This is a genomic window from Nocardioides sp. NPDC058538 (assembly GCF_042719275.1).
In the GTDB taxonomy this organism is placed as follows: domain Bacteria; phylum Actinomycetota; class Actinomycetes; order Propionibacteriales; family Nocardioidaceae; genus Nocardioides.
Window position 1 is genome coordinate 1 of record NZ_JBHXNY010000066.1, and the last position, 12740, is coordinate 12740.

Annotated in this window: 9 protein-coding genes; 2 read left to right on the forward strand and 7 right to left on the reverse strand. The window is 71.4% G+C overall.

Going from position 1 to position 12740, the window contains the following annotated elements; all coding sequences use genetic code 11:
* Positions 1-143 precede the first annotated feature (143 nt).
* The 3 genes from ACFWQC_RS27935 to ACFWQC_RS27945 all read right to left on the reverse strand — a co-directional run bounded on the left by ACFWQC_RS27935 (position 144) and on the right by ACFWQC_RS27945 (position 4520).
* The gene (locus tag ACFWQC_RS27935) at positions 144-2528 is read right to left on the reverse strand and encodes an FtsX-like permease family protein (RefSeq protein ID WP_378685988.1); all 2385 of its coding nucleotides are present in this window, start codon (positions 2526-2528) and stop codon (positions 144-146) included.
* Positions 2528-3238 (reverse strand): ABC transporter ATP-binding protein, encoded by a 711-nt coding sequence (locus ACFWQC_RS27940; RefSeq protein ID WP_378685990.1) that lies wholly within the window; start codon positions 3236-3238, stop codon positions 2528-2530. Before ACFWQC_RS27940 ends, ACFWQC_RS27935 begins: the two co-directional genes overlap by 1 nt.
* A gap of 97 nt (positions 3239-3335) precedes the next feature.
* Positions 3336-4520, reverse strand: coding sequence for a GAF domain-containing protein (locus ACFWQC_RS27945; RefSeq protein ID WP_378685993.1), 1185 nt, complete (start codon positions 4518-4520; stop codon positions 3336-3338).
* A gap of 106 nt (positions 4521-4626) precedes the next feature.
* Between ACFWQC_RS27945 and ACFWQC_RS27950 the strand changes: the two genes are divergently transcribed.
* On the forward strand, positions 4627-6468 hold the full coding sequence (locus ACFWQC_RS27950; protein ID WP_378685996.1) for a flavin-containing monooxygenase: 1842 nt from the start codon (positions 4627-4629) through the stop codon (positions 6466-6468).
* Between the two features lie 9 nt (positions 6469-6477).
* Here the strand turns inward: ACFWQC_RS27950 and ACFWQC_RS27955 are convergent, their stop codons facing one another.
* The gene (locus tag ACFWQC_RS27955; RefSeq protein ID WP_378685998.1) at positions 6478-7137 is read right to left on the reverse strand and encodes a response regulator; all 660 of its coding nucleotides are present in this window, start codon (positions 7135-7137) and stop codon (positions 6478-6480) included.
* The gene (locus ACFWQC_RS27960) at positions 7134-8384 is read right to left on the reverse strand and encodes a sensor histidine kinase (RefSeq protein ID WP_378686001.1); all 1251 of its coding nucleotides are present in this window, start codon (positions 8382-8384) and stop codon (positions 7134-7136) included. The genes ACFWQC_RS27955 and ACFWQC_RS27960 overlap by 4 nt, the downstream gene beginning before the upstream one ends.
* Positions 8385-8528: 144 nt before the next feature.
* Between ACFWQC_RS27960 and ACFWQC_RS27965 the strand changes: the two genes are divergently transcribed.
* A complete protein-coding gene (locus ACFWQC_RS27965; RefSeq protein ID WP_378686004.1) occupies positions 8529-9281 on the forward strand; it encodes an SGNH/GDSL hydrolase family protein in 753 nt (250 codons plus the stop codon).
* A gap of 51 nt (positions 9282-9332) precedes the next feature.
* Here the strand turns inward: ACFWQC_RS27965 and ACFWQC_RS27970 are convergent, their stop codons facing one another.
* On the reverse strand, positions 9333-9800 hold the full coding sequence (locus ACFWQC_RS27970) for a peptidoglycan-binding domain-containing protein (RefSeq protein ID WP_378686006.1): 468 nt from the start codon (positions 9798-9800) through the stop codon (positions 9333-9335).
* Positions 9801-9935: 135 nt separating this feature from the next.
* Positions 9936-12740: DEAD/DEAH box helicase family protein (locus ACFWQC_RS27975; protein ID WP_378686009.1), on the reverse strand; the 2805-nt coding region annotated here is incomplete at its 5' end.

A 12740-nucleotide genomic window follows, 5' to 3' on the forward strand; every position in this document is an offset into this window, starting at 1 on the left:
AACGCTTACGCGACCGTGTTGGTCTCGACACGCCTCCGCCTAGCGGCTCCGGCGGCTCGACCGACGGGGCGACCCCGTCGGTCGAGCCGGACTCGTGAGGAACGAACGAGTCCGTGTCGAGACCAACAAATTGCTACCCGCGGTCAGTCCAGCGCGAGTCCCTCCGCCGGGCTGACCTTGGTGGCCCGCTTGGAGGGCGCCACGCAGGAGACCAGCCCGGCCAGGCCGGCGGCCACGACGACCGCCACCAGCTGCAGCACCGGCAGCTCGAAGGTGGCGTCGGGGAGCATGTCGCCGACCAGGATCTCGCTGCCGCCCCAGGCGAAGAAGACGCCCAGCGCGGTGCCGACGAGGGCCGCCACGGCCGAGAGCAGCACCGCCTCGGCGGCCAGCGTCCGCCGCAGCTGACGCCGGGTCAGACCCAGCGCCCGCAGCAGCGCGTGCTCACGACCGCGCTCGAGCACCGAGAGTCCCAGTGTGTTGGCGATGCCGGCCAGCGCGATCAGCACCGAGATCGCCAGCAGCCCGATCACCGCCCAGGTGAACACGTCCAGCTGCAGCTCGACCCAGGCACGCTGACCCTTGCCGTTGGTGAGCTCGGCGTCGGGTGCGATCACTCCGAGCGCGCCCGCCAGGTCCTCCGGGTCGGCGCCCGCGTCGGCACGGACCCAGACGGCGTACGTCTGCGGGTCCTCGGTCAGCGTCCGTAGCGTGGCCGCGGAGATCTGCGGGGCTCCGTCGATCTCGCGTACGTCCAGGGTCACCGTCGCGGTCCGGTCGCCGACGACCAGCGTGACCTTCTCCCCAGAAGCTTCGAACGCGTCCTCCACGAAGGCCGCGGCGGCCACCGGGGAGATCACCATCGTGCCTGGCTTCACGGTCATGTCCTGCAGGGCGATGTCTCCGCCCGGCGGGGCGACGACCGGCAGCGGGACGGGCTTGCCGTCGGTGCGCACCGATGCCATCGCCCCCGGAACGGCGACCGCGTCCGCGACCCCCGGGACCGACTTCGCGTCCCCGACCACCGAGTCCGCCAGCGGCTTCGACTCGGACTGGAGCGCGATGTCGATCGGGTGCTGCTCCGCCATCTCGTCCAGGGTGGCGCCGCGGATGGTCGCCATCCCGGTGAGCACGCCGGTGGTGAGGGTGACGCCGACGAGCAGCGACGCCGCGGTGGCGGCGGTGCGCTTCGGGTTGCGCCCGGCGTTGGCCGCGGCGAGCTTTGCCGGAGAGCCGGCGACCACTGCCAGCGCCGACCCGGCCAGGCGCACCAGGCCGGGCACCAGCGCGGGACCGAGGAGCATCACGCCGATGAAGGTGACCCCGCAGCCGAGCAGCACGATCAGCATCCCGGTCTGCGCGTCGTCCCAGCCGACGGCCACGAAGATCGTCGCGGTGCCGGCCAGTGCCACGACCAGACCGAGACCGATCCGGAACAGCCCGGCACCGCGTACGTCGAAGCCCTCCTGCGGCCGCAGCGCGGCCAGCGGGCTCAGCCGCATCAACCGGCGAGTGGGCAGCCACGAGGCGACCAGCGTGGTGAGCACGCCGAGCACGAACGCGCCCACGAGCCACGGCCACTCGTAGGCGACGTCGCCCAGCGGCGCGGTCTCGGCGAGCTGGCGCACCAGCGCGACGATCCCCCAACCGAGCAGGACGCCGCCCACCAGGCCGAGCAACGAGGCGAGGAGACCGAGGGCGAGCGCCTCGCGGCGCACGGACCTGAGGACCTGACGCTTCGTCGCGCCCATCGCGCGCAGCAGCGCGAAGTCGCGCATCCGCTGGGCGAACAGGATCGAGAAGGTGTTGGTGATGACCAGCACGGAGACGAACAGCGCGATGAAGGCGAAGATCAGGACCATGTACGCCACGACGTCGACCTCTTTGTTGAGCTGGGTCTGCAGCTCGGTGAGGTAGTCGTCGGTGCTCAGCCAGCCGTCGTCCTTGTCGCCGGTCCCAGCGGTCATGACGGCCTGGACGTACTGGTCCTCCCAGCCCTGCAGCTCGGGCCCGGTGACGTAGATCGGCGAGGACCACATCGACGGGGCGTCCACCAGGCCGACGACGGTCGTCTCGACCGCGGTCGCGCCGCTGCCGACCTTCAGCGTGTCGCCGATGGCGACCTTGTTGGTCTTGGCGGCGTTGGCGTCGACCACGGCCTCGCCTGCCCGGGTCGGGAACCGGCCTTCTTCGAGGTCCTGCCACTGCCAGCGCTTCTCGGTGGAGACCGCGCCGACCATGATGTCCTGGCCGAGCATGGTCTCGTCGGTGCGGACCGGCTGCATCGAGAGGGCCAGCGCCCAGCCGCCCTTCTCGACGTACTTGTCGGTGACCTCGTCGGACGGGAGGTCGACCGCGCCCACCGCGTTCTGGAACGGCGCGTCGATGCCCGCGAAAAGGCCCGACTTCGTCGCCGAGGTGAGGGCGTTGGTCACCACGATCAGCGCGACCGCCGCGACGACCGCCACGACTGCCGCGGCGTACCGGCGGGCGTATGTCCGCAAGGATGCGAACAGCACCGTCCGCATCAGCGCGTCACCCCTTCGATGCATCCGTCCATCACGGTGACGATCTCGTCGGCGTACGCCGCGGCGGAGGCCTCGTGGGTCACCATGACCACGGTCTGACCGAGCTCGCGGACGCTGCGGCGTAGGTGGTCGAGCACCTCGGCCGAGGTCTCGGAGTCGAGGTTCCCGGTGGGCTCGTCGGCGAAGAGGATCGCGGGCTGAGTGACCAGCGCACGGGCGATGGCCACGCGCTGCTGCTGGCCGCCGGAGAGCTCGGAGGGCTTGTGGCCCAGGCGCTGGCCGATGCCGAGGGTGTCGGCGATCATCTGCGCCCGGGCGCGGGTCTCGTCGGTCACCCGCTTGCCGGCCAGCTCCAGCGGCAGCTGGATGTTCTGCCCGGCGGTGAGCATCGGCAGCAGGTTGAAGGCCTGAAAGACGAAGCCGATGTTCTCCCGCCGGAAGATGGTCAGCTGGTCGTCGTTGAGGTTCTGCAGCGGCTGGCCCGCGACCGTCACCTCACCGCTGGTCGGACGGTCGAGGCCGGCCAGGCAGTGCATCAGCGTCGACTTGCCCGAGCCGCTCGGGCCCATGATCGCGGTGAACGCGCCGCGGCGGATCTCCAGGTCGACCCCGCGCAGTGCGTGCACCTCGGTCGCACCCTTGCCGTAGGTCTTGGTCAGGCCCACCGCTCGGGCGGCGGCCGTCATCGTGGGAACAGAGGTCTGTGTCATGCCCCAGAGCCTCTCGTCACGAGGCGTCAGTCCACATCGGGCTGGGGGCTGATCCCGGCGTACGACCTGGGGTGGATCGGCAAGGGTCGGCTCGGGGTCATCCCCGGGTAAGCGTCACTCCGTCGGCCAGCCGGTAGGGGTTGGTCGCGACCAGGGCGCCGATCGAGCGGCGCAGCCGGGAGACCTCGGCGCGCACGGTGACGATGTGCTCGGCGTCGCCGAAGACCGCCTCGCTGAGCCCGCGCGCGGTGAGTCCGGCGGGACCGGCCCGGTCGACGAGGGTCAGGATCTCGACGTGGCGCCGGGTCAGAGTCGTGCGCCACCGGCCGGACTCCGAGACGACCTCGAGGGTGCCGTCGGGATCGAGCCGGGCCGTCAGGCTTCCCGAGGAGCCGGAGGAGGTCGGCCGGACCAGCCAGCCGCGCTCGCCGACCCGCTCAGGCAGGCACAGCCCCAGGCCCGGGACGGTCAGCATCTTGTCCTGCCGCGGCGCCGCGATCCGGTCGCGGGCGGCCATCCCGGCGTGGTGGGCGACCCAGCCGTCGTCGTCGACGACGAGCAGCGGACCCTCGACGCCGGAGACGACGTGGTCGGTCTCGCGGCGCAGCCGCTCCAACCACTCCTGGTGGCGGCGCCACAGGCTCATCTCGGCCAGGCGTACCGCGCTCTCGACCAGGGCACCGATCGCCGGGTGCAGGGTCAGCGCGGGCCCGCTGACGTCGACGACGCCGAGCAGGGCTCCGGTGCGGGGGTCGTGGATCGGAGCGGCGGTGCAGTACCAGGGATGCTGGGCCTGCTCGAAATGCTCCGCCGAGAAGAGCTCGACCGGCGCCGCCTCGGCCAGCGCGGTGCCGATGGCGTTGGTGCCGACCGCGCGCTCGGTCCACAGCGCGCCCTCGACGAAACCGAGCTGGTCGGCGATCTTGAGGACTCGCGCCGAGCCCGCCCGCCACAGCACCACGCCCTCGGCGTCGGTGACCACCATCAGGTACGTCGCCGCATCCGCTGCCGAGGTCAGCACTGCCCGCAGGTCGTCGATCACCATCGCCAGCGGCGAGCGGGCCCTCCTGGTCGCGCACTCGGCTGCCGACGGCGTACGCCTGCCGTTGCTGCTCCCGGGCTCCAGGCCCATGCTCATCACGCGGCGCCAGGAGCGCTCGACCAGGATCCGGGGTGTGCTCGGTGGGCGGGTGCCGGACAGGACGGCGTCGTGGACGCGTACGAGATCACGGGCGAGGCGCGGCAGGTCGGCTCCCGCCGGGACTGCTCCGGTCGCTGTCATCTGGCGTCCACCTCCGACTCCGAGGGTAGGTCCTCGCTGTGACCGGCGCCACATGCAATCGGCTGCAACCCTTTCTGCTACGCCCGCGCGGCGGTGTGCTGGTGGCATGACCCAGACACTCGAACCCACTCCCCCGGCCGTCCAGAGCGGCCCGGCGCAGACCTGGCTCGCCGACTTCGAGGCCGCCCTGAAGGAACGCGACATCCCCCGGGCCGCCGGCCTCTTCGCCACGAAGAGCTTCTGGCGCGACCTCGTCGCCTTCTCCTGGAACATCACCACGGTCGAGGACCCGTCCGGGGTCGCCGACCTGCTCTCGGCCACGCTGGAGCGCGTCGACCCCTCCGGCTTCGCGCTCGAGGAGCCCGAGGCGACCGCGGACGGGGTGACCACCGCCTGGTTCACCTTCGAGACCGCGATCGGTCGCGGCCGCGGGCTGCTGCGCCTCAAGGTCGAGGACAGCCCAGAAGGTGGGCAGAGCGCGAAGGCGTGGACGTTCCTGACCACGCTCTACGAGCTCAAGGGACACGAGGAGCCCCGCGGCGTACGTCGCCCGAAGGGTGCCGAGCACGGCGTCAACCGTGACCGGGTGACCTGGGCCGAGAAGCGGCAGGCCGAGGCGGAGACGCTGGGCCTGACCGAGCAGCCGTACGCGGTGGTCATCGGTGGTGGGCAGGGCGGGATCGCGCTCGGTGCGCGGCTGCGCCAGCTCGGGGTGCCCGCTCTCGTCATCGACCGCTACGAGCGGCCCGGTGACCAGTGGCGCGGCCGTTACAAGTCGCTGTGTCTGCACGACCCGGTCTGGTACGACCACCTGCCCTACCTGAAGTTCCCCGACAACTGGCCGGTCTTCGCGCCCAAGGACAAGATCGGCGACTGGCTGGAGTCCTACGTCAAGGTGATGGAGGTGCCCTACTGGTCCTCGACCACGGCCACCAGCGCCTCCTACGACGAGGCGGCCGGCGAGTGGACGGTCACCGTCTCGCGTGGCGGGGAGGAGATCACACTGCACCCGAAGCAGCTCATCATGGCCACCGGGATGTCCGGCAAGCCGAACGTCCCCGACCTGCCCGGGATGTCCGACTTCAGGGGAGAGCAGCACCACTCCTCCAAGCACCCGGGACCGGATGCGTACGAGGGCAAGCGGTGTGTCGTGATCGGGTCCAACAACTCCGCCTTCGACATCTGCGGGGCGCTGTTCGAGCACGGCGCCGACGTGACGATGGTGCAGCGCTCCTCGACCCACATCGTGAAGAGCGACACGCTGATGGACATCGGCCTCGGCGACCTCTACTCCGAGCGCGCGCTCGCCTCCGGGATGACCACGGAGAAGGCCGACCTGGTCTTCGCCTCGCTCCCCTACCGGATCATGCACGAGTTCCAGATCCCGCTGTACGAGCAGATGGCCCAGCGCGACGCCGACTTCTATCAGCGCCTGGAGAAAGCCGGGTTCCGGCACGACTGGGGCGACGACGGCTCCGGGCTGTTCATGAAGTACCTGCGCCGCGGCTCGGGCTACTACATCGACGTGGGCTCGGCCGAGCTGGTCGCCGACGGGTCGGTCAAGCTCGCGCATGGCCAGGTGTCCCACCTGACCGCGACGTCCGTCGTTCTCGAGGACGGCACCGAGCTCCCCGCCGACCTGGTCGTCTACGCCACCGGCTATGGCTCCATGAACGGCTGGGCCGCCGACCTGATCAGCCAGGAGGTCGCCGATCGCGTCGGCAAGTGCTGGGGCCTGGGCTCCGAGACGACCAAGGACCCTGGGCCGTGGGAGGGCGAGCAGCGCAACATGTGGAAGCCGACCCAGCAGGAGGCGCTGTGGTTCCACGGCGGCAACCTGCACCAGTCGCGCCACTACTCGCTCTATCTCGCGCTGCAGCTCAAGGCACGTTTCGAAGGGATCTCGACTCCGGTCTATGACCTGGCGCCGGTGCACCACCTCGCCTAGCGCCCGGGGTCAGCGGCCGACCAGGCCGGTCTCGTAGGCCAGCACCACAAGCTGGACGCGATCACGAGAGCCGGTCTTGGCCAGCAGCCGGCCGACATGGGTCTTCACGGTGGCCTCGGCGACCACGAAGGTCTCGGCGATCTCGGTGTTGGACAGGCCGCGGCCGACGAGTGTGAGCACCTCGCGCTCACGCTCGGTCAGGGTCTCCAGCCGCCCCTCGACCGCCGGTCCGGCGGTCGCGGGCGCGGAGGCGGCGAAGTGCTCCAGCAGGCGCCGGGTGGTGCTCGGCGCGACGACCGAGTCGCCGGCGTGCACGGTGCGAATCGCGGTCAGCAGGTCCTCGGGGCGGGCGTCCTTGAGCAGGAAGGCCCCGGCGCCCGCCCGGATCGCGGCGAAGGCGTACTCGTCGAGGTCGAAGGTGGTCAGCACGATCACCCGGGGTGCGCCCTGGCGGCCGGCGATCAGACCGGTCGCCTCGACGCCGTCCATGCGGGGCATGCGTACGTCCATCAGGACCACGTCGGCCTCGGTCCGGCCCAGCGCGGCGACGGCCTCCTGGCCGTCGCCGGCCTCGCCGACGACGCTCAGGTCTGGCTGGGAGTCGATGAGCATCTTGAAGCCGGCTCGGACGAGCTCCTGGTCGTCCACGAGAAAGACACGGATCGTCATAGCGGGAGTCTTGCGTAGACACGGAAGCCGCCGCCGGATGCGGGGCCGGTCTCGAGCGTTCCGTTGTGGGCGGAGATGCGTTCTTCCATCCCTACCAAGCCCAGTCCGACGAGTCCGAGGCCGCCCGCCTGCGCGGTGGCGTCCGCGGCCGCGCCGCGGCCGTCGTCGGTGACCTCGATCGTGAGGCTGCCGTCCTCGGCCGTCACGGTGACTCTGGCCGCGGCGCCCGGACCGGCGTGCTTGCGTACGTTGCTGAGCGACTCCTGCACCACCCGGAAGGCGGTCAGCGCGACGCCCTCGGGCGCCGCGAGGCCCGGCTCCGGAAGGTTCGCGGCCAGCTCCATGCCGCCGGCCCGGGTCTCCTCGACGAGCGTCGCGATGTCGCCCAGCCGTGGCTGTGGACGGGTCAGCGTGTCCCCGTCGCGCAGTAGACCGAGCAGCTGCCGCATCTCGGCCAGCGCCTCACGGGCGGTCTGCGCGACGGTCTCCAGCGCCTTCGGGGCGAGGGCCGGATCCTGCTCGGCGGCATAGCGCGCGCCGTCGGCCTGGACCACGATCACGCTCAGCCCGTGGGCCACCACGTCGTGCATCTCGCGCGCGATCCGCGCCCGCTCCTGGGTCGCCCCGAGCTCGGCACGCTGCTCGGCCTCGCGGCGCAGCTGCTCGTTGCGCTGGATCAGCGAGTCGACGTACGCCGTTCGCGTGCGCGCCAGCGCGCCCAGCGCCCAGGCGGCCACCGGGAAGGTGGCGAGCGAGAGGCTGATCGAGATGTAGGAGCTCCAGTCGATGCCTTCCGGTTCGTCATGAACCTCGATATTGGAAGGGGTATCGACCGCGCTCAGCCAGTCATGGGCACCGAGTCCGGCCCCGAACAGACCGACCGCGAGCGCAGCCAAGCCCCATCGCGGGCTGGCGTAGCGAGCCACTGAGTAGACCGCGATCGGATAGGCGACCTGCGAGACCAGCGGATAGTCGAGGAGAAGCACCTGGAGGCCGCAGGCGACGGCGACGACGGCGTAGACGATCACCGGATGACGGCGACGCCACAGCAACGGGACGACCTGGGCCACCACCAGCCCGAGGTCGACGAAGTGGTTGGTGCTCGACACGTCCTGGGCCGCGCCCCCGTCGAGCAGGGCTTGGACGGCGTAGAACGGGATGATCAGGAACAGGGTGCCGGCGAGCAGCACGTCGAACCACCATCGCCCGCGCGGGCCGAGCCGCCAGGGCCGTACCAACTCCTCCACGCACCCACCGTAGAGGAGCCGGGGCGGCTGCGACGTCAGCCCGGGGACGGATGTCAGGGTCAGACCCCGGGCGGACTAGAATCCAGAGGCTGGCAATGGATCTGGCATCGGTTACTGGGTTGGATGACTGGGGTTGGAGGACTCGTGGAGGCAGTGCGCTACGTCGCGATCGGTGACTCGTTCACGGAAGGAGTCGGCGACGAGAGGCCCGACGGTCATGTACGCGGCTGGGCCGACCTGGTCGCCCAGGGCTGGGCCGCTTCGGGCGTCTCGGTGGAGTATGCCAACCTCGCCATCCGCGGGCGCCTGATCCGCCCGATCGTCGAGGAGCAGCTCCCCGCCGCGCTGGCGCTGAAGCCGACCCACCTCTCCTTCAACGGCGGCGGCAACGACATGCTCCGCCCGAAGGCCGACGCGAACGCGATCGCCGACTTCCTCCATCCCGTGATCGAGGCCTGCGACGTCAACGGGATCACGCTGATCCTGCTCTCCGGCGCCAACCCCTCGGCCCGGCTCCCGCTCGGCAAGGTCTTCCAGCGTCGAGGCGACGAGCTCGTAGGCCTGGTCGAGCAGCGGATCGCCCATCGCGACGATGTCGTACGCGCCTACAACTGGCCCGACACCACCCTCACCGACGGCCGCTTCTGGTCCGAGGACCGCCTCCACATGAACGCCCGGGGCCACCACCGCGTCGCCGCCCGTGTCCTCGACTCGCTCGGTGTCGAGGTCCCCGAGGGCTGGTGGGACCTCGCCTTCGAGGCCGCCGCGGGCAAGAACGGTCTCGCCTACTACCGCGAGTTCGTCGGCCCTTGGATCCACCGCCGCCTCACCGGCCGCTCCTCCGGCGACGGCCGCACCGCCAAGTTCCCCTCCTGGACGCCGACCGCGGAAATGTGAGACCCGGCCGCGGCATCTCGCCGGCGGCCGGGTCTCAGGAGGCGTACGGGATCAGGGCTTGCTGAGCTTCGTCGCGTACTTCTTGAACGCCGCCTGCGTCTTCGGCCCGGCGTCACCGTCGATGGTGAGCTTCGCTCCGACCTTGTGCCTGAGCAGGCGCTGCAGCGCCTTGATGGTGTTCTCGCCCGGGTCGCCGTCGATCTTGCCGGCGTAGCCGTAGTCGTTCTTCAGGTAGACCTGGAACGCCTTCCAGCTGTTGGTCCCGAGCTTGCCGTCGATCGTGCCCGGGAACTTCGGGCTCGTGTAGCCGTACTTCTTCAGCACCTTCCCCTGGATGACCTTGGCCTCGGTCGTGGTGAGGCCGAAGTTCTGGGTCGCCTGGGCGGAGACCGAGGAGGCGGCGATGTTGCCGGTGCCGACCTCGGCGTTGGCGATGCCGGCGGAGGCGAGGGCGCCGGTGGCGGCGAGGCCGACGGCAACGACGGAGCCGAGCGTCCGTCTGATGATGATGGAGGTCACGATGGTGTCCCTTCGATGGTGTGGCGGGTTGACGTGACAAGCCAACCGATCGACGCCGTCTGGGATCGATCCGGAATCTGACACAGGTGTCCACGATCTGCCAGAAACCTGTCATCTGGGAGCCAGAACCGACGCTCAGGACCAGTGGCGGCGGATGACGGCGGTGACGTCGAAGGGGTCGGTGCCGCGCTGGGCGGTCAAGACGCCGGCACCCTCGGGTGAGCCGGTGTAGAGCAGGCCGGAGCCGCCGACCCAGTGCTCCCAGGCGGCGAGGAACGACTTCGCGTCGGCGGCGCGACGGCCGAGAGAGGTGGGGACCGCGTGCCAGGCCTCGGCGTTGGCGGCGTGCCTGCCCGAGACGCCCAGCCGCAGCCTCTCGAGGGCGTCCAGGTCGCCCACGATCGGGCGCGAGACGAGGTAGCGGGGCGCGGCGATCGGCGCCAGCGCCTCCTCGAGCGAGGCGGCGAAGAGCACCGACTCCTCCTCGGGAACCCCGGCCAGGTGGAGGCGGTAGCTGCCGTCGCTGTCCACCGCGATCTCGAGCCCGGCGGCACCGACCGAGGTCTGTCCGGTCGTGTTCAGTGCGTCGGCGACCGCTGCGCCGACCGCGCCGACGCTCGGGCGTCGGCGGAGCTGGGAGGCGATCCGGGTGCCGTCGCGATAGACGTACGCAGCCCACAGGGCCCACAATCCACCGACCACGCCGCCGACCGCCCCCATCAGCCCGCCGGCGGCGCCGGAGACGAGTGCTTGGCCCAGCCCGATGCTGAGCAGGACTGCGACCGCGAGGACGACTGGCGCCGGCAGCCGCCACTCCGGCACGCGGCCCTCCAGCAGCCGGAATCCCGGTGGCCGGGGAGCGAGCACCATCCCCGACGGCACGCGCAACGCACCCGCCCGGCGCAGCCGGATCCGGACGGTGCGGCCGGCGACGTCGGCGTACGGCTCCCCGATCCGCCACCGCTCCCGGATCGCGGTGCGGTCCTCCGAACGCGCGACCATCCGGGCGTTGACGGTGTCGAAGTCGGACTCCGGCGGGGCGGCGTACGGGGAGAACGTCTCGTCGATGTGGCCGACGCCGTCGACGACGGAGCCGTCCTCGTCGGCGCCGAAGAAGCCGGTGTGCTTGCGGACCAGGCGCTTCCAGTCGTTGTCGCCGCGCGGGTGCTCCTCATCGACGCAGACGACGGTCCAGTTGACCGCGACCTTGTCAGGCCGAGCGGGATCCGTACGCAGCGACCGGCCGCGCAGCTGCACGACCGCCGTCGTGGTCGTGGCCGCGGTGAGGTCGACGATCCCGGTGACCGACCGTGCGTCCCAGCCCTCCCCGAGCAGCCCGCGCGTGCCGACCAGCACCCGGCAGCCGCCGGCCTCGAAGAACCTGGTCACGTGCCCCACCCACTGCCGGCTCCCCCAGCGCCCCACGAGCGTGGCGTACGCCTCCCCCGGCTCGACCTCGAGAGCCTCGGCCAGAGCGGGGTCGGTCTCGGCGATGTGCCCGACCAGCGCGGCGAGGGTCGCCGCGGGTCCGGCGACGGTGGCGCCGGTGACCAGCAGGACGTCGTCGTGGGCCCTGCAGAGAGTCGCGAGCACCGCCCGCGCAGACCCGGACTGCTCGGCGATCACCCCACGTAGGTCGACCGGCAGCGTGGCCGAGGCCCGCTCGTGGTCGGTGACGACCAGCAGCCGCAGCGAGTCACCGTGCGCCAGGCGCTCGTGGTCCACGATGGCCGCGGTCGCCGTCGTCTTCGCCTCCGAGCGCGCCAGCACCCGGTCGACGGGCGAGCGTCCGGCCCGGATGCCACGCCGGGTCAGCGAGTAGCCGACCGCCGGCAGCGCCTGCTTGATCGCGGCCAGCGCCTCCTGGTCGGCCTCCGCCTCGGAGGCGGCCAGATGCCCGCGTACCCAGTCGCCGATCAACGCCACCCAGTCCTCGGCAGACGGGTCGCGACGGTGCGCCTCGGTCAGGGTCGCCCCCTCGGGCAGGGCGAGCAGTCCACGATGATGAACCCGCAGGGCCGCCGTGGCCAGGTCGGGCCACGCCTTCGCGAGCTCGGCCCAGGACGGAGCTCCGGCCGGCCGCGACACGTACCGCCGGTCCAGCCAGGTCAGGAACGGCACGCTGCCCAGATCGGCCGAGGTCAGCGCGGTGAGCAGCTCCTCGAACCGCTCCGCGCTCCCCCGCAGCCATTCCCGCTCGGCGGGCGTGGGGGCGGTCAGCCAGACCAGGTCCGCGAACGGCGCCAGGTCGCCCTCGCGCACCACCGCCGGGATCGAGGTCGAGAAGACGACCTCCCCGAACAGCAGCCCGACCAGCGCGGACTCTTCCTTGGTCAACGCCTCTGGAGGGGTCGCGGTCAGCCCCAGCACCCGCGCGTCCGGCAGCAGCAGGAGGATCTCGCCGAGCAGCTCGCCCCAGACCTCGAGCAGGTGGTGGCACTCGTCCAGCACGAGCAGCAGCGGTCCGGCGGATCGCAGGGCAGAGACCAGCGCCCGGCCGTTGTCGTGCAGCCTGGCCAGGTGGCTCTCCCCGGTCTCCGCCTCGTCGTCGGGGTCACCGAAGACCGCGACCGACTGGTAGGTCAGCGAGGTCAGCGGCGCCTCCAGATCCCGCGACGAGGACGCCGAGAGCCCCAGCGCGGCCGCCTGCCGCAGCCACTGCCCCTGGATGGCCGTGTTGGGGCTGAGTACGACGACCTTGGCGCCGTCCGCGATCGCATCGCGTGCCGTCTCCAGCCCGACGAGCGTCTTCCCGGCCCCCGGCGGCAGCACCACCCACGCCCGCGAACGCCCCGCGTCCCAGGCCGCGCCCAGGGCGGAGAGCGCCCGCTGCTGATGGACACGGAGCTTAACTCCGCGAAGCCTAGTCAGCGCCGAGAAGTCGCCCCCGTCGGCCGAGGCGTCAGGTACGTCGGCCGAGTGGGCACCACCGTGCCTGTC